14 protein-coding genes are annotated in these 17,045 nt (G+C 62.6%); 7 read left to right on the top strand and 7 right to left on the bottom strand.

Annotated elements, in window-relative coordinates:
* The first annotated feature begins 9 nt into the window (after positions 1-9).
* From C6Y44_RS25940 to C6Y44_RS25920, 5 genes are all read left to right on the top strand, one after another.
* Positions 10-1,233: a GAF domain-containing sensor histidine kinase gene (locus C6Y44_RS25940; RefSeq protein ID WP_225623856.1), complete on the top strand. Its 1,224-nt coding sequence runs from the start codon at positions 10-12 to the stop codon at positions 1,231-1,233.
* A complete protein-coding gene (locus C6Y44_RS25935) occupies positions 1,230-1,868 on the top strand; it encodes a response regulator (RefSeq protein ID WP_192378903.1) in 639 nt (212 codons plus the stop codon). Before C6Y44_RS25940 ends, C6Y44_RS25935 begins: the two co-directional genes overlap by 4 nt.
* A gap of 131 nt (positions 1,869-1,999) precedes the next feature.
* Positions 2,000-3,310, top strand: coding sequence for an MFS transporter (locus tag C6Y44_RS25930; protein WP_404817818.1), 1,311 nt, complete (start codon positions 2,000-2,002; stop codon positions 3,308-3,310).
* 174 nt (positions 3,311-3,484) lie between these two features.
* The gene (locus tag C6Y44_RS25925; RefSeq protein ID WP_192378902.1) at positions 3,485-4,240 is read left to right on the top strand and encodes an SDR family oxidoreductase; all 756 of its coding nucleotides are present in this window, start codon (positions 3,485-3,487) and stop codon (positions 4,238-4,240) included.
* A gap of 11 nt (positions 4,241-4,251) precedes the next feature.
* A complete protein-coding gene (locus C6Y44_RS25920; protein ID WP_192378901.1) occupies positions 4,252-5,634 on the top strand; it encodes a potassium channel family protein in 1,383 nt (460 codons plus the stop codon).
* Positions 5,635-5,799: 165 nt separating this feature from the next.
* On the opposite strand, the gene C6Y44_RS25915 is transcribed toward C6Y44_RS25920, so the two are convergent.
* The 7 genes from C6Y44_RS25915 to C6Y44_RS25885 all read right to left on the bottom strand — a co-directional run bounded on the left by C6Y44_RS25915 (position 5,800) and on the right by C6Y44_RS25885 (position 14,411).
* On the bottom strand, positions 5,800-6,057 hold the full coding sequence (locus C6Y44_RS25915; protein ID WP_064060767.1) for a MoaD/ThiS family protein: 258 nt from the start codon (positions 6,055-6,057) through the stop codon (positions 5,800-5,802).
* Positions 6,050-6,925: a formate dehydrogenase accessory sulfurtransferase FdhD gene (gene fdhD, locus C6Y44_RS25910; RefSeq protein ID WP_064060766.1), complete on the bottom strand. Its 876-nt coding sequence runs from the start codon at positions 6,923-6,925 to the stop codon at positions 6,050-6,052. The genes C6Y44_RS25915 and fdhD overlap by 8 nt, the downstream gene beginning before the upstream one ends.
* Before the next feature lie 156 nt (positions 6,926-7,081).
* Entirely contained in the window at positions 7,082-9,442 is a 2,361-nt protein-coding gene (locus C6Y44_RS25905) for an FdhF/YdeP family oxidoreductase (protein WP_072740542.1), read from the bottom strand.
* A gap of 349 nt (positions 9,443-9,791) precedes the next feature.
* Complete coding sequence (locus C6Y44_RS25900; RefSeq protein WP_006552221.1) at positions 9,792-9,989, bottom strand: tautomerase family protein; 198 nt, start codon at positions 9,987-9,989, stop codon at positions 9,792-9,794.
* A 125-nt stretch (positions 9,990-10,114) separates the two neighbouring features.
* The gene (locus C6Y44_RS25895) at positions 10,115-11,371 is read right to left on the bottom strand and encodes a metal-dependent hydrolase family protein (protein WP_192378900.1); all 1,257 of its coding nucleotides are present in this window, start codon (positions 11,369-11,371) and stop codon (positions 10,115-10,117) included.
* Positions 11,372-11,440: 69 nt separating this feature from the next.
* Positions 11,441-12,913, bottom strand: a complete 1,473-nt coding sequence (locus C6Y44_RS25890; protein ID WP_192378899.1) for an aldehyde dehydrogenase — start codon at positions 12,911-12,913, stop codon at positions 11,441-11,443.
* Between the two features lie 37 nt (positions 12,914-12,950).
* Entirely contained in the window at positions 12,951-14,411 is a 1,461-nt protein-coding gene (locus tag C6Y44_RS25885; RefSeq protein WP_039583666.1) for a nicotinate phosphoribosyltransferase, read from the bottom strand.
* Between the two features lie 837 nt (positions 14,412-15,248).
* Between C6Y44_RS25885 and C6Y44_RS25880 the strand changes: the two genes are divergently transcribed.
* Together C6Y44_RS25880 and C6Y44_RS25875 are read left to right on the top strand one after the other, a co-directional pair.
* Positions 15,249-16,340, top strand: a complete 1,092-nt coding sequence (locus C6Y44_RS25880) for an LLM class flavin-dependent oxidoreductase (protein WP_039583668.1) — start codon at positions 15,249-15,251, stop codon at positions 16,338-16,340.
* Positions 16,341-16,374: 34 nt separating this feature from the next.
* Positions 16,375-17,016 carry an HAD family hydrolase gene (locus C6Y44_RS25875; RefSeq protein WP_039583670.1) on the top strand — a complete coding sequence of 214 codons (642 nt, stop codon included), beginning with the start codon at positions 16,375-16,377 and terminating at the stop codon, positions 17,014-17,016.
* Positions 17,017-17,045: the final 29 nt, after the last annotated feature.

Below are 17,045 nucleotides of genomic sequence, written 5' to 3'. Positions count from 1 at the left end.
CCGACATGAATGGGTCACCCGAGACCCCGGGAAGAAGATCGAGGAAAGCCGGTGTCGGAAAATACACCTACTGCAGCTCACGAGTTCACCCACTCGGACCTCAAACCGTCGATCCTCGATAATCTCGCACTTTCGCGCGCCGAGCTGCTGGTTCTGACCGACGAAGCGTCGGCGATGACCACGGCAGGCCAGCGGATCCGGGAGGTCGGCGACTTCGACATGTCGCTCATCGGGCGCGTCGAGGTCGATGGGGTGATGGTTCACCGCAGTTGGCAGGGCACGAAGAGCAACGCTCTGCACCGACTGGTGGTGCCGGAAGGGATCGGGCTCGGCGGCAAGAGCATCATGCTCCAACAACCCGTCTGGGTACGGGACTACCTGTCCGACCCCGGAATCACCCACGACTTCGACGCGCTCGTGGCACAGGAGTCACTGCGAGGAATGCTCGCCGTTCCCATGGCCTACGAAGGTCATGTACTCGGCGCCATGTACGTCGGCACCCGCGAATATTCGTCCTTCGGTGATCGAGTCATCGCAGAGATCCAATCGATCGCCGAAACGGCTGCCGTCACCCTCCTCAGCGCCCAAAGGACCGCAACCCAGACAGAACTCGCCCTCGAAGCCGAACGGAAACGGCTCGCCGAATCCCTGCACGATTCCGTGAGCCCGGTCCTCTTCCGGATCGGCGCCGAACTGCAGAGCCTGCGCGCCCTCGCTGACGCGCAGGCGATCCACGATCGCCTGCAGGACATCACCGAACAGGTCCACGCCGTCAATGCCTCCATCCGCAGATCGCTGACCGACCTCACCGCGCGGCCTCCCGAACGGAACCTTCCGGTCGGCATCGAAGAGGACTGCCAGGCATTCACGCTCCGGACCGGCATCCCGGCCCGTTTCGTGCCCCTGACCGAATCTCCCGAACTCGATGCCAGCCGCGTCGAGGCCCTCCAGCGCCTCGTCCGTGAGGCACTCGTCAACGTGGAAAAGCATGCCGACGCGTCCACGGTGGTGGTCAGCTTGTCGACCCGGTCGGGCAGGGTGACGGTCGTCGTCAGCGACGACGGCCGGGGCGTCGACGGCAGCGACGACCCGACGCGAGGAAGCCAACTGGGGCTCGGATTGGCTGCAGGGCGCCTCGAGCGGCTCGGGGGCGGCATGTCGGTCGCAAGCGACGACGAAAGCGGCACCACCGTGCGCGGCTGGGTAGACGCTCTGGAGGGGCCGAGCACATGACCGCACCGCCGAAGACCATCCGCATCCTCGTCGTCGACGATCACCCGATCGTGCGTGGCGGTGTGGAACTTCTCGCCCGCGAGGACACCGACCTCGAAGTCGTGGGAGGTGCACTGACCGGCGCTGCCGCGGTCGAATTGGCCCGCACCCTGCCCGTCGACGTCATCCTCCTCGATCTCCGGCTCCCCGATATCCCTGCACCGGAACTCATTCCGCGTCTTCGGCGAGCCGCACCGCGCGCGCGGATATTGCTGTTCACCGCGTTCGCCGATCACGGTGCCATCGATCTGCTGATGGAAGCGGGTGCAGACGGCTGCCTCGTCAAGGACATCAGCGGACAGGACTTCGCGACGGCCATTCACCGTGTGTCCAGCGGAATCCGGGTGGTCGACCCGAGGTTGACGGGGCCACGAAAAGTCGTGACATCCGAGGCGTTGTACCGGGCCGGCCTGACCCGGCGAGAGTACGAAGTGCTGCGTTTCGCGGCCATGGGTCACAGCAATCCCGAAATCGCTCAGGAACTGTCTCTCACCCGGAACACCGTGAAGACCTATCTGCAGAGCGCCATGCAGAAGCTGAACGCGCGCAATCGCGTCGAAGCCATCGCACGCGCACACGAACTTCGCTTGCTCTGAACCGAATTCACTTTACCCAAAGCGCACTCCACCTCTCCACATGGAGATGTTGTGTGTTCTGGGTCACCCATATATTCGAGCCGCAGAAATCATCTCGCGCTCGCGGCAACGGAGGCCCCCACATGCCCAAAATGTCCCAAACATCGAAAGTAGGCTTTGCCAGCGGTGTCGGCACAACAGTCGAATGGTACGACTTCTTCATCTACGGCACCGCAGCCGGACTCGTCTTCAACAAGATCTTCTTCCCCGAGTTCGACTCTCTGATCGGCACTCTGCTCGCCTTTGCCACATTCTCCGCCGCCTTCGTGGCGCGCCCGCTCGGCGGAGTCGTGTTCGGTCACTTCGGTGACCGGATCGGACGCAAGTCCATGCTCGTCATCACCTTGACCATCATGGGCGTGACCACACTCGGAGTCGGGCTACTCCCGAGCTACGAAACCATCGGTGTCGCGGCACCGATCATCCTCGTCACCCTGCGTTTCGTGCAGGGTCTCGCACTCGGTGGTGAGATCGGCGGCGCGATTCTCATGGCCGTCGAACACGCTCCCGCCGACAAACGCGGCTACTACGGCAGCTGGGTGCAAATGGGCGTGCCGGCAGGACTGATGCTCGGCAATACGGTCTTCCTGTTGATGGCCGGACTGTCTCCCGAAGCGTTCGAATCCTGGGGATGGCGAATTCCCTTCCTGATCGGCGGCGCATTCGTCGCGATCGGCCTGTTCGTCCGACTGCATGTCGGCGAAAGCCCGAATTTCGACCGCGTCAAGAAGAACGCGCAGCTGGAAAAGCTGCCCATCGGGGTGGTCCTTCGCCACTACCCCAAGCAGGTCCTCCTGACCTGCGGCGCCTACTTCGCCATCGGCGTCACCTTCTACGGCACTACGGTATTCGGCCTCAGCTACGGCGTCACGCAGGTCGGCTACACCCGAAACCAGATGCTGACACTCGTCCTCGTCGCCATGGCGGTCACGTTCGTCGCACTACCGTTGTTCGGCAAGCTGTCGGACGCCTACGGCCGAAAGCCGGTCTTCCTCGCCGGGGTTCTTGCCATGCTGCTGTTCACCTTCCCCTGGTTCTGGCTGGTCAACTCCGGATCCTTCGCACTGGCGATGATCGGGTTCGTGGTGTTCTGCCTCGCCTTCGCCACCTCCTACGGTCCCCTCGCAGCCTTCTTCGCCGAAGCCTTCGACACCCGCATCCGCTACACCGGAATCTCCTTCGGCTACACGATCGGAACCCTCGCCTCGAGCGCTCCCGCACCGATCGTCGCCACGTACCTGCTCGATCGCACCGGCTCGTACGTCGCCGTGGCGCTGTTCATGGTCGCAATGTGCGCAGTCTCCGTCGTCTGCGTGATCGCCATGCGCGAGACCTACCGACAGGACCTGTCCGACAACGACGAAACCTCCGGACAGGAACAGCTGTCACCGACCTCTCACTGAGCACGCTCACGCACCGGTCCCCGGTCGACGACGCCCCGCCCCCTTCGGCCGGCCGCCGATTCGTCCGCGCCTGATCCCACAACCGTGTACCTCGACAGACATCCATCCCACCCCGAATCCCGGGGGCGCGGAACGCCTCCCCCCGCGCCCCCGGCACCCTCGAAACGAGTTCAGATGAGCATCGCCGAACCGTCGCTGCACCCGCCAGCTCTGCCGACCACCTCACTGCGTGTCCTGGTCACCGGCGTCGAACAGAACGAAGGTGCCCACGTGGCCCGAACGTTGGCGGCAGTCGGACACCACGTGTTCACGCACAGCTTCACCCTCGATGCTGCCGAACACCTCGCCGGCCGAATCACCGATGACGACGGGATCGCTCACCCGGTCGCAGCCGATCTGACCCTCGAATCCGACGTCGACAACATGTTCACTCACCTCGAACGACGACACGACGGCATCGACGCGCTCGTGCACACCGCATGGCTACCCGGCCCGGAAACCGCATGCCACTCGCTGCGCAAGATCCGCCCCGCCGACTGGGGCCGGTTCACCTACGACCACATGGCCTTGTTGTTCCACACAACCAGACGTGCTGCAGCATCCCTCCACCGCACCGGCGGCATCGGATCGATCGTCACCGTCACCGGCCTGGACACGCTCCGCAGAATCACCGATCGAGGACCGGCGCGAGACGCCATGGACGGCGCAATCGAATCCTTCGCTCTTGCCGCCGGACGTGAACTCGGCAGTAACCTCCTACGGATCAACAATATTCGTCTGGTACCCACCCCGACTCCGGAGACGGGTGTCGCCGCTGCTGCCCCGATACCCCTCGAAGCGGTGCTGCCGGAGCTGATCGACCCAGCATCCGATATCGGCTCCGGTGGCATCTTCACTGCCTACACCTCGTTCCCTGCACCTGTGCGGTGACCGGCGGCCCGATGTCCCCATTCGTTGTCATCGGCGCGTCGAATGTTGCCCGGCTCGTGTGCGCCTCGCTCACCCAACGCCACTTCGATGTTGTCCACCTCGATGCACCCGACGACCCGGAACTTCTGCAGATCACCCAGCACGACCCGGCCGGGGTCGCCGTCGTCACCCACGACGACGCGGTCGCCGTCCGTTATGCCCTCGCCATAGCCCACATCAGTCCCCACGTACCGATGGTCGTGACCGTCTTCGACCGCACTATCGCCAACCAGCTCACCCGATTGATTCCCCACTGCCAGGTCACCTCCCCCGCAGACCTCGCGACACCGTCCCTGGCCGGCCCGTGCATCGCTGCCACGATCGACGCCGCGCACACCGCGCCCGATGGCACCACGCGCGTCCTCCGACAACCCGCCCACGATGACCAACCGACCTGGCAGCCGCTACCCCACAGCCGCACCAGCAGAATTCGCCGCCGATTCGTCCACTCCGTAGGCACACTGCGATCCCACGACGCCGGCACCCGCATGCTGCTCACCGGCCTTATCGGACTGCTCGCCATCCTCCTGATCGATTGGATATGGCTCACTGTCGGCAAAGGCCACCACTGGGTCGAGTCCCTCAAAGAAGCAGTCCAGGTCGTCGCCACCGTCGGTCCCGCACCGGCCTCACACGGCGACCACACCTATGACGTGTTCGCGGCTCTGGCGATGTTGGCGGCGATCGTGTTCACCGCCATGTTCACCGCCGGGATAATCGAACGTCTGCTCGGAACCAGCCTCATCGGCTTGATCGGTCAACGGGTTCTCCCCCGCCGCAACCACGTCATCGTCGTCGGATTGGGACAGGTCGGTCTCCGGTTGTGCCTCGAACTCCGCAAACTCGGCATCCCCGTCGTCGCCATCGAACGCGACGATCGAGCCCGCAATCTGCGCCTGGCCCGAGCGCTGAACATTCCCACCATCGTCGGGCACGGTACCGACAGAACCCTCCTCGAACGCGCCCGCCTCGACCGGGCCCGATGCCTTGCCGCCGTGGGCTCCGACGACCGTGACAACATCGCCGTGTCCGTGGCAGCCCACGGAGTGCACCCCGACGCCAGACTCGTCCTCAGAGCCGGCGAACACGAAGCCCTCACCGACACCGGATCCCTCCTCCCACTCGGGATCACCAGAAACGTCGCAACCTTGAGCGCAACCTTCGTCGTCGCCCGACTGCTCGGTCTCGACGCCCACCGCGTCGTAATCGCGAACAACGCAATCCACCTCGAACTCGACGACGCCTTCGAGCAGTTCACCCTCACCGCACCGCACCATTGCCCGCACCTGACCACACAAACATGCCCACCTCTCGCTCACCGCGCGTATCCGGAAAAGACCTCAACGAAGCGATGAATATTCATCCGAGGAGTCCTCTCCGATGGCGACGCTGCAGGCCGGCGCGGGCACGGCCTTATCAACCCTCGCCGAACTCGAAGAATTCGATGTGCTCACCTACGTGTCGGACTGCTCGTCCGTCGTCGTTGTAGCAATCACACGTATCGACATCGAGGTCTCACTTCAGCCGCCGGCGAACGGTGGTAGCACGTCGACTACAGGACCCACAGCACGAGCGGGGTCACGGGTGAGCTCATCCCCGACCAAGAACATCGCCACCGACAGCACACGAGCCATATCGGGGCCGTGTCGGTCGATCAGCACCGTCTTCAACGTCCCGAGGTCGGTGGTAGGCGGCAATGCCACCGTTTCCTTCTCCGTCCCTGCGGTCTCTGCCGCTGCGGCGAAGTAGCGCACCTCGATAGCCACTGTCCTATCCATCAAAAGCTCCGGTAGAAGTGCTCGCAGAGTCGAGACCTGCGTTCCCCGTACCAACCCGTTCGGCGCGGGTATAGACGTTCATGGTGTCCCCGCGCAGGAACCCGACAAGAGTCAAACCGGCGTCATGAGCAAGGTCGATGGCCAGCGACGACGGCGCGGAAACGGCCGCCAGAACAGGAATGCCGGCCATGACCGCTTTCTGGGTCAGCTCGAAGGAGGCACGTCCGCTCACCAGCAGCACGGTATGGCGCAGCGGTAATCGTCGGTGCTCGACCGCCCAGCCGATGATCTTGTCGACGGCATTGTGGCGTCCGACATCCTCGCGCAGTGCGAGGAGTTCCCCTGCAGCGGTGAACAATCCGGCAGCATGCAATCCGCCGGTGCGGTCGAAGGTCTCCTGCGCCTGTCGCAGCGCGGAGGGCATCACCGCCAGCACTTCCGGATCGACCACGACCGGGTCGTGAGCCGGTGAGTGGCGGGAGCGTTGGCGGATCGCATCGAGGGAGGCCTTCCCGCACACCCCGCACGAGGAGGTGGTGTAGAAGTTGCGTTCGATGCCGGTCTCGGGCAGAGCCACTCCGGGTGCGAGATCGATATCGAGGACGTTGTAGGTGTTGCGCCCGTCGTCGCCCGTGCTGTTGCAGTAACGGATTGCAGCAATATCGTCGCGGCCGGTGACGATCCCTTCAGTGAGCAAGAACCCCTGGGCAAGTTCGATGTCGGAACCGGGAGTGCGCATCGTCACCGCCAGTGCAGTGCCATCGACGCGCAGTTCGAGTGGTTCTTCGACAACGACCGTGTCCGGACGCACCACCCGCTGCGTTCCCTGCAGTCGGGTGATGCGGGCACGGGTGGTCACTCGCCCCATGATTCGAACCCATCGTCGAAACTGTCGCACCGGCCGGCGAGCACACGCTGTTCCGACCGGGGCGCAGATAACGCCGAGGACATGCCTACACAACGCAGCAGCAGCTGGACGACAGCAATGAACACATGAGCGAACAGAACAGGCATCGAGATTCTCCTACGCAGACTTCGGATCGAGCTCGATACCCGGCCCGTCCGGCCGCTTCCCAGGCGCCCGACGAGGCACAAGGCGGACGGTGACCGCCTTCGAAGCAGGAGTGTTGGACTTGAGTGCCACATGGTCGAGAGGCACGAGCGGGTTCGTTTCGGGATAGTAGGCCGCAACATTGCCCATCGGGGTCGAATAGGGCACGAGCCTGAAGTCCTCGGCCCGGCGCTCCTCGACGGTGCCGTCGGGACGGGTCCACTCCGACACCAGATCCACCCGGTCGCCGGGAGCGTATCCGGACGCTTCGATGTCGTCGGGATGGATGAACAGGACCCGCCGGCCCGCCTTGATGCCGCGATAACGGTCGTCGAGGCCGTAGACGGTGGTGTTGTACTGATCGTGGCTGCGCAACGTCTGCAGGATCAGCCGACCCTCGGGGACAGGAAGCCAGTGCAGGTCGTTGACGACGAAGGTCGCCTTGCCGGTGTCGGTGGTGAAGCGGCGTTCGTCCCGCGGCGGGTGGGGCAGGACGAACCCGTCCGGCCGCCGTACCCGGGTGTTGAAGTCCTCGAATCCGGGGATCACCCGCGAAATCGCATCGCGAATGCAGTCGTAGTCGTCGGCGAACCGCGCCCACGGCACCCGATGGCCGGAACCGAACAGGTGCTGGGCGAGCTCGCACACGATGGCGACCTCACTACGCAGATGCGAACTGGCGGGTGTGAGCCCTCCACGCGACAGGTGCACCACCGACATCGAATCCTCCACCGACACCATCTGTTTGCGTCCGCCGCGGATGTCCTTGTCGGTCCGCCCCAGGGTGGGCAGGATGATCCCGGTCGCTCCGTGCGCGAGATGACTGCGATTGAGTTTGGTGGAGACCTGCACCGTCAGCGCGCAACTGCGCAGCGCGGCGGCGGTCACCTCGGTGTCGGGGGTGGCAGACAGGAAGTTACCGCCCATGGCCATGAACACCGACGCCTTGCCGTCGCGCATGGCGCGGATCGCGTCGACCGCGTCGTAACCGTGCTGGCGGGGACAGCGAATCCCGAACTCGGTATCGAGGGCCTGCAGGAACGACTCGGGGGCTTTCTCCCATATGCCCATGGTGCGATCACCTTGAACGTTGGAGTGTCCCCGCACCGGGCACACCCCCGCCCCACGCGTGCCGATCATCCCGCGCATCAGCAGCAGCGCTACCGCGTCTTCGATGGTGGCCACGGCGTGGGGATGCTGGGTCAACCCCATCGCCCAGCAGATGATCGTCGCTCTCGAGGCGACCAACGCTGCTGCAGTGTCCTCGAGCTGAGATCGGCTCAGACCCGTCGCAGTCGACACGGTGTCCAGATCCACGGCGCGGATATGGGTGGCCCACTGCTCGAAACCGGCACAATGCCGGTCGAGGAAGTCGCGGTCGAGGACCGTGCCGGGAGCACGGTCCTCGGCGGCGAGCAGCAGTTTCGCCAGACCTTGGAACAGGGCCTGGTCACCGCCGAGGCGGATCTGCAAGAACTCGTCGGCGATCGCCACTCCCTCGCCGAGCACGCCACGCGCCTTCTGAGGATCTTTGAAACGCAACAACCCGGCTTCGGGCAGCGGGTTGATCGCGATGACTTTCGCGCCGCGGGCCTTGGCTTTCTCGAGTACCGACAGCATGCGGGGATGGTTGGTCCCGGGGTTCTGGCCTGCGATGAGGATCAGGTCGGCGTGTTCGAGGTCGGTCACCGACACCGAACCCTTGCCGATGCCGATGGTCTCCGACAGGGCCGTACCGGAAGACTCGTGGCACATGTTCGAGCAGTCCGGCATGTTGTTGGTGCCGAACGACCGAATCATCAACTGGTACAAGAACGCGGCCTCGTTGGAGGTCCGCCCCGAGGTGTAGAAGATCGCCTCATTCGGGTCCGGCAGCGCCCGCAGATGCTCGGCGATCACCGCGTAGGCATCGTCCCAGTCGATCGGCTCGTAGTGGAGGCTGCCAGGCCGGATGATCATCGGGTGCGTCAGCCGGCCCTGGCGACCGAGCCAGTAGTCGGTGCGTGCGAGCAGTTCCGGTACAGAATGGCGGGCGAAGAAACCGGGGTCGACGGTGCGAGTGGTGGCTTCCTCGGCGACAGCCTTGGCGCCGTTCTCGCAGAATTCGGCACGTTTCCGGTGACCTGGTGTTTCCGGCCACGCGCAGCCCGGGCAGTCGAAGCCATGCTGTTGGTTCAGCTTCGTCAAGGTGCGGGCGGTGCGCACCGGACCCATCTGCTCGAATCCGTGCCGCAGCGAGACCAACACCGCCGGTACCCCGGCGGCATAGGATTTGCGCTCGCTGACTTCGATGTCGTTCTCGTCGTGAACGAGCGGATCGCTGATATCGGTCATACGCTGTGTCGTACCCATCGATCGGTCGGCGAGCACACCCCACCGAGAGAAAGTCGGTTTCGACGCCGAGAAGACGAGACCCCCTGTCGCGGCAGTTGATAACCGTGCCCTCTCGGAGGTTCCGTTGGTTGTTTCCTGACTGCATCCGAACCTATCGAGCGTGGCGGCGTCTCCACGATTCGGAGGTGATGTACAGAATCCGGATTACTGATCATCCAGTAATATATGCTGGCGGCGCGCAGCCGAAAGCTGCGCGCCGCCAGCATGTATCGGAGCGGCAGAGGTGGTTCGCCGAACCACGGTGGTACCGGTGAGTTGCCGAATGCGCACCTTTGCCGGCGGGGTCTGCTCAGCTGCTCTTTTCCATGGTCCGGCCTCCATGTCCCCACCGCTCACGCGGTACACCATGCAGCACGACCGTTGTTTCCGATCCGATCTCTTCTCCCAGGATCGAGGACACCGCTTCGGTCAGCGCTGCCACCATCTCGCCGGAGAACTTCGTCTCGGAGAACCTTTCTTCGAAGAAGCTTGCTTCGATGTACGGCATTTCCTTCTCGCTTTCTCGTCAATTCAATTCGTGCAACTACTATCGGCCGAGGCCGGAGTCGTTGATGTTCGGCCCCGGTTTTCAGATTTCCGGTACCGATATCTGCTTCCCGACGGAGACGACTCTCAGAGCGAGAGCAACGCGGCCGATTCCTCCAGATAGCTGGTGACGTCACGGCCCGATCGGACGACCGCTTTGATTCCCTGTCGCAGGCGAGTTATGTCCGAAAGGATGGTCCCATCGACCACCAGCGCATCTCCGATCGAGCCGGGTCGCAGCGAGCCGATGTCCGGGCGGTCGAGAAGTTCCGAAGCCACGACGGTGGCTGACGCCAACGCTTCATTCACCGACATCCCGTGTTCGACATACAGTTCGAGTTCTCGGTAATGGGAACCGAACGGGCACAGGGACCCGGATGAGTCCGTTCCCATCGCGATCTTGACTCCAGCCGAACGGGCGATATCGAACGATTCCAGAGCCCGATCGTGCGCCTCGCGCAGGCTTTCGACTCCGGCTTCGGTCAGGCCTCGGGCCGTCCCTTCGCGTTGGCACCAGTCGTTGAACGCGAGGGTCGGGACCAAGAATATTCCCTTTTGCGCCATTTCCGAAGCGCATTCTTCGTCGAGGAACGAGCCGTGCTCGATGCTGTCCACGCCGGCTTCGATACTGCGTCGAATCCCTTCCAACGACAGGGCATGCGCGGCGACGCGCAGATCCATGTCGTGCGCCTCTTCGACGATCGCCGTGAGTTCCTCGACACTGTAATTGGGCCAGTGCGGTTTCTCTCCTTTCGACATACCACCGCTGGCCATGACCTTGATGAAGTCCGCACCGCTTCGGGCCTGCAACCGGACCATTTGCCGGCAGGCATCGACACCGTCTGCGGTATCCCATTCGCGGCGTGGCGTGTAAGGAGGGTAGAACAGGTCACCGTGGCCGTTCGTCATGGTTATCCACCACGGCGCGACCAGAAGGTTCGGAGCGACGATCAGGTCGTCGGCGACCATGTCACGCAGTTCGACTTCGCCCACTCCCCGATGCCCCATGCATCGGAGCGTGGTGAACCCTGATCGTAGGGCACGGAGCGAGTTGCGATAGCCATGAAGCAGCTTTTCCGGACCGCTTTTTTGACCCCGGAACACATCGCTGGGAAGGATCCGCTCGTGATCCGAGTTCGTTGTCAGGTGCACATGACAATCCACCAGACCCGGCAGAACGACACATCCCGATGCATCGAGCCGCGCGACGCCGGGCCGGACCACCTCTGCCTTGTATTCGCCCGCATAGCTGACCCTGCCGTCTTCGATGTAGAGCAGTCCCTCCGAATAGGATTCGTCCGGGCCTACCCACACCAATCCGTGTTCTATGGCAATCTCAGTCACATGATCCTCTTACGGTCGGCTTCGGTCGTCTGACCCGGCTGTGGTCTCTGCACCGCTCCGGGCACGGGTCTACTCGGGAGGTGCGTCCAGGACAACAGTCTTGTTCTCCAGGTACGCCTGCAGTCCTGCTACCCCGCCTTCGCGTCCGATACCAGATCTCTTGAATCCTCCGAACCCGATACCGAAGTCCACACGATTGCCGTTCTGCCCCACGGTGCCGGAGTGAAGCCTACGGGCAATGTCGAAAACCTTCTTCGAGTCATGGGTGAACACTGCAGCATTCAGGCCGAACTCTGTTGCGTTCGCAATCCGAACGGCGTCCGTGAGATCCCGGGCCGGGGTCACGGCCAGCACCGGACCGAATATCTCTTCCTGAGCGATCCGCGACGTCTCCGACACATTTCCGAAGACGGTGGGCTCGACGAACCAGCCGCGATCGAGGTGGGACGGGCGTCCGCCGCCGTAAGCCAGTGTCGCCCCTTCCCTGATCCCGATCTCGATATAGTTCTCGACACGGTCCCGCTGCCGATCGCTGGCCAAAGGTCCCAGCGTGACCTGAGGATCGTACGGGTCGCCGATTACCACCCGGTCGAATTCGTCTGCCAACGCCTTGACCATCTCATCATGACGTTCCTCCGAAACGATGATCCTGGTGAGCGATGCGCAGATCTGACCCGAGAGGAAGCACTCCGCAGAAGCGATGGTGTGTGCCGCCTCGGCAATGTCGAAGTCGTCCAGGACAATGGCAGGAGACTTGCCGCCGAGCTCCAGCGAAGACCGTGCAATTCGACCACCGAGGATGCTCCCGATTCGTTTGCCGACTTCCGTTGATCCGGTGAACGAGATCTTGTCGACCCGAGGGTCGGAGACCAACCGCTCGGAGGCAGCACGATCAGCGGTCACCACGTTCAGGACACCCGCCGGAATGCCGAGCTGATCAGCGATTTCCGCCATGATGTATCCAGCCCCCGGAGCTTCCGGGGACGACTTGATGACGACGGTGCATCCCGCCAGCAGTGCCGGCGCCACCTTGAACGCGATCAGTCCCATCGGCGCGTTCCATGGAATGATCGCTCCCACGACGCCCACAGGCTCTTTCACGATCATGCCGAAGCGCGCGCCGTTGGTGGGTGTGACTTCTTCCTGGAACGGGAAACTCTTCGCCAGACCTGCGTAGTACCGGTACGCGTCGATTACCTCGCGCATGACACCGGGGACCGACGATGCCAGAATTCCGGTCTCTCGCGGCCAGATCTCCACGATGTCATCGATCCGCGCTTCGACGGCGTCAGCGATATCAAGCAGCACCTGAGCCCGCTCGGCGTGCGACAACCGCGGCCAGGGTCCCTCGTCGAATGCCTGCCGGGCCGCTGTAATCGCGCGATCGATATCGTCGACATCGGCGTCCGGCACCGAGTAGTAGACCAATTCGCTTGTCGAGTCGACTACATCGATCAGAGCAGACGAGTGCGGTGGAACCCACTTCCCGTCGATGTACAAGCAATCTGTATTGGCAAGTGGCACACTCGGCAACTTTGTCATGATGGATCCCTAGTTATCTGTTCAACAGTTGTTGTGGTCAGGCAGGCACCGCGGCGCTGTCCTGCGCACGCATCTGTTCGATGACGGGGTAGTAGTACTCCTCGGGGACCTCCGCCTCGCTCCGCTCGATCAGCTCGGAGAAATCCCACTTCTTCAGGAGCTTGCCGTTGCGGTACACCGGCTGAAGGAGGTTCTCCTCGGGAGAAACCGAGTCGCGTCGCACCGTGCGGTACTCACCATCCCGCTTGACGAGGGCGAGACGGCCGGCCTTGGACACCTTGAAGCTCGCCCCGGTCGGCTGCTTGGCCACATCGCGCCATTCACCGTTTACTCGCACAGCGTTGCACTTCTGCCCGAAGTTCAACGTGTCTCGGTTGAAGTGCTGGAGCAGACCGCCGCCCATACCGAAAATCGCGTTCTCTGCCGCCATGCCCCGGCGTTCGAGTTCCATGTAGATCTCCGACAGGGTATCGAGCGTGATGCCGTCGCCCTGGACGACCCGCAGATACCGGGGCAGAACCTTGAATCCCTTGGAGTTGACCTCGTAGCCGAAGGCATCCATGAGCCACTCAGCGGTATCCGCGGTCACCTGCACAGGGTCGCCCGAGTCCGGACGAGCACAGACCACGCCCGGGAAGTTCTCGATCTCGGCCTTCAGTTCTTTGCCGAGGATGTTCTTCACAGCGTTCTCATGGTCGTACGAGTCGGTCAGCAACAGCACCACACCGGCATCGCGGTAGGTGTTCATCATGTTGCGAAGAGCGTCGACTTCCTGATCCCGACCCCATGCCGTGAAACCTGCATGCTCGCTGTTCGGGCCCGAGTTCGCCGGACACACCGCGTTGTAGTATTTCATCGCAGCCAGGATGCCCGGCACCGTGTCACTCTGGTTGAAGTTGACCAGGTGTGCCAGACCACCCAATGCAGCAGATTCCTGGGAGCTCACGCCGCGAGCGCCGTAATCGTGCAGCTGGAAGCGCAGCAGATCCGGATTGTCCGAGGTGCGAGCGAACGCTTCCTTGATGATCTGCTTGCACATCCAACTGACCGTTCCGATCGTGGTCGGGTACCACACCGCTCGCAGCAACGCGGTCTCGAAGAAGCTGGTCACCCAGTGGTACTTCGGATCGGTGTTGATAACCTGCACAAGGACATTGCGGGTGGGCAGCACAGTCCCCTCGGGGACTGCCTCGATCTCTACAGGAAGGAATCCGCCGTGGTCGTTGAGGATGCCCATCCAGTTCTCCCTGCAGAAGGGCATCCCCTGCGCCCTGGTCACCGCTTCGGCCTCATCGATGTCGGCGAGGGTGATCGGCCGGAGCAAGCGCTCCTGGATGTAGGCCTGCAGTCCGACGAACATCGTCGCCGGGAAGATGCCACCACGCGATTCGACGTAGCTGGAGACGTACTCGGTTCCCTGAGGATAGAGAGTGTGGTGGCAATGCTTGTAGGTATCGGTGTTGAGGATCAGATTGTCGAATCCCGAGATAGTGGGCATGGACGTTTCCCTTCGTTCGTGTGATGCGAAGACAGTTGTTGAAACGTTTCTACTGCTGCACGAAAACTGGGCCAGAAAGCCTGGGGACATACCGCGAGTCGCAGCATTTGAATTCGTGCGGCCGTGTCGGCGGTTGCTAGAGATCATGGTCGAGCCCACACCTCAGGTCAAGCGTTGACGCGTAAAATCTTCCGGCAATATTCGCGCAACACAGTCGATACCTCCGGCAGCACCCAGGTCTGTCTACAGACCGCCACAACCGGGATGCAGCCCGTCACCGAACGATCGATAGTGCTCTGCGCCCTCGGAGCTGTGTTGCGAACAGAAAGTGTGTTGTAGGAACACTTCCCGGAGCAGGGATGACAGAACCGTCTGCACAATCACGCAGCAACCGACACCCGCCGGCACGTCTCCCCTGTGCACCACCACCCGACCGCGGCCGACCACGCCTCTACCGACTGCCGGACGAATCCCGCCAAGCACCCGGGTTGAATCGCTTCTACATCGGCGTCGCTCATTGCCTTCGTGATTCGCGGATCTTGGAGGTTGATCCAAACACCGGAACACCCGGCCTTACGTCTCTCACCAGCGTGAACAACGTTTATCGAGTTTCTCGAAAGAAAACGAGTTCGGCACTATGCACAGGGCGCCGGACCGTTGTATGCTCCGGATGTACGCGATAGAACCGTTTCTACATCGCCCCACAGTCCGAGTTCGGCAGGGACCCACGCACCGGGTCTGGCCCGGAACTGCACGAGCAGCGTCCGCTCTGCAGCCGGAACTCGGCACGCCTCCAGCAATACAGGAACTGCCCAACCTCGTAGAAAGACAGCTTCCATGAAGATCTGGGTCACCACTCCATTCTTCTACCGCGACATGAGCCGTCCGTGGTCCGAACTCCTCAACGACATGCTCAGCATCGTCGATGCCGCAGAGGACCTCGGCTTCGAGGGCGTCACAGTCAACGAAAATCACTTTCAGAACTACGTCAGCAATCCTTCATCGCTGATGTTCAGCGCTTTGGCCGCAGCGCGCACCGAGCGCTTGCGAATCATGCCCGGCATCGTGGTCCTTCCGTACTACAACCCGTTGCTCATCGCGTCGGAGATGAGTTTCCTCGACCAGATGGCACCGGGGCGCATCGGCATCGGCGTGGCGCGGGGTGGCAGTCGCTACCCGCTCGACCGACTCGGCATCAACCCCAAAGAAGCACGCGACATCTACGAAGAATCCCTCGAGATCATCAAGCGGGTGTGGGTCGAGGACGATGTGTCGTTCGACGGCAAGTACTTTTCGTTCCCGCCGACGACTCTTGTGCCCAAGCCGGCATCCAAGCCGCACCCGGAGGTATGGGCGGCCTCGCAGAGCATCGACGGCGTACGCCGCGTGGCACGACAGGGAAACAACCTGATCACTGCTCCGAACTACGGCAACTTCGAGCCCTACGGCGATCTCGAAGCGTTGCTCGCCGCGTACAACGACGAGATCGAGACGAGCGGGATGCCTCGAAAGCAGGTGATGGCCCTTCGCCACACCTGGCTCGGCAACACCGAAGAAGAGGCGACCGAGTACTTCGACGACGTGCTCAGTGAGTACAACTACTATCTCACCCTGGTGCATGCCTCCAGCTCCGGCCAACAGTCCCAAGAGGAGCGTCTGGCAGCACGCGCCGAGGGAAAGAAGGACGACTCGGTGGTCCAGGGCGGAGCGATGAGGCCCGCCCAGGAGTCGTTCTCCAAGGAAGGGCTCCTCGAAAAGTACGCCGATCCCATCCTCACCACCCCCGACAAGATGATCGAACGATTCAAGTCCTACGAGGCATTGGGCGTCGATCACATGGCGTGCCTGATCGCCGTGGGACAGCCGATCGAGGCGATCATCAAGAACATGCAGTTCATGGCCAAGGAAGTGCTCCCGGAGTTCTCCTGAGACCCGGCCCGACGACTTCCACAGAAAGCAACACATGCCCACCCGACTGCACGTATTCGATATGGACGGCACGCTGCTCAACGGAGCAGCCGCCCTGGAACTGTCGACATTCTTCGGCCGCCGCGACGTTGGACTCGAAATCGAACAGCTCTGGCACGCTGGACAAATCACCGACTTCGACTTCTGGTCAACCCTGCTCGAGGTCTGTGCGCACGCGACGGAGGACGACCTCGACGCCGCGTTCGAACAAGCGGCCTGGCTCGATGGCATCACCGATACCTTCGACGATATCCGCAGGCGCGGTGAGATTGCCATCGTGATCTCGCAATCGCCGGCGTTCTTCGTTCAGAGACTTAGAAACTGGGGCGCTCACGAGGCCTACGGATCCGATGTGGTGATCGGACAGACGCTCTCCGAAGAGGCAACACTGTCACCGCAAGCCAAGGTCCACATCACGCGAGATGCACTGGAGCGCTACCACATCGAACCAGCCGACTGCGTCGCCTACGGTGACTCGTCCTCCGATGTGGATCTGTTCGGATGGCTACCGAACACCGTCGCTGTCAACGCCAGCCCGTTGGTGTCCGAGCTTGCCGCAGTCCAGTACCAAGGTAACGACCTTCGCCAGGCGTACGCATTGGGACGGAAGTTACTCAGCGCGAGCACCCCGTCCTGAACACGCGCCGGGCCACCGACGAACACTTC

The sequence above is a fragment of the Rhodococcus rhodochrous genome, from assembly GCF_014854695.1.
Classification (GTDB): domain Bacteria; phylum Actinomycetota; class Actinomycetes; order Mycobacteriales; family Mycobacteriaceae; genus Rhodococcus.
Note: the sequence above shows the minus strand (reverse complement) of the source record. Positions and strands in the feature narration are given on the sequence as shown.

Coding starts and splice junctions, on each gene's coding strand:
- C6Y44_RS25940 (WP_225623856.1), top strand. CDS start 10: ATGGGTCACCCGAGACCCCGGGAAGAAGATCGAGGAAAGCCGGTGTCG.
- C6Y44_RS25935 (WP_192378903.1), top strand. CDS start 1,230: ATGACCGCACCGCCGAAGACCATCCGCATCCTCGTCGTCGACGATCAC.
- C6Y44_RS25930 (WP_404817818.1), top strand. CDS start 2,000: ATGTCCCAAACATCGAAAGTAGGCTTTGCCAGCGGTGTCGGCACAACA.
- C6Y44_RS25925 (WP_192378902.1), top strand. CDS start 3,485: ATGAGCATCGCCGAACCGTCGCTGCACCCGCCAGCTCTGCCGACCACC.
- C6Y44_RS25920 (WP_192378901.1), top strand. CDS start 4,252: ATGTCCCCATTCGTTGTCATCGGCGCGTCGAATGTTGCCCGGCTCGTG.
- C6Y44_RS25915 (WP_064060767.1), bottom strand. CDS start 6,057: ATGGATAGGACAGTGGCTATCGAGGTGCGCTACTTCGCCGCAGCGGCA.
- fdhD (WP_064060766.1), bottom strand. CDS start 6,925: ATGGGGCGAGTGACCACCCGTGCCCGCATCACCCGACTGCAGGGAACG.
- C6Y44_RS25905 (WP_072740542.1), bottom strand. CDS start 9,442: ATGACCGATATCAGCGATCCGCTCGTTCACGACGAGAACGACATCGAA.
- C6Y44_RS25900 (WP_006552221.1), bottom strand. CDS start 9,989: ATGCCGTACATCGAAGCAAGCTTCTTCGAAGAAAGGTTCTCCGAGACG.
- C6Y44_RS25890 (WP_192378899.1), bottom strand. CDS start 12,913: ATGACAAAGTTGCCGAGTGTGCCACTTGCCAATACAGATTGCTTGTAC.
- C6Y44_RS25885 (WP_039583666.1), bottom strand. CDS start 14,411: ATGCCCACTATCTCGGGATTCGACAATCTGATCCTCAACACCGATACC.
- C6Y44_RS25880 (WP_039583668.1), top strand. CDS start 15,249: ATGAAGATCTGGGTCACCACTCCATTCTTCTACCGCGACATGAGCCGT.
- C6Y44_RS25875 (WP_039583670.1), top strand. CDS start 16,375: ATGCCCACCCGACTGCACGTATTCGATATGGACGGCACGCTGCTCAAC.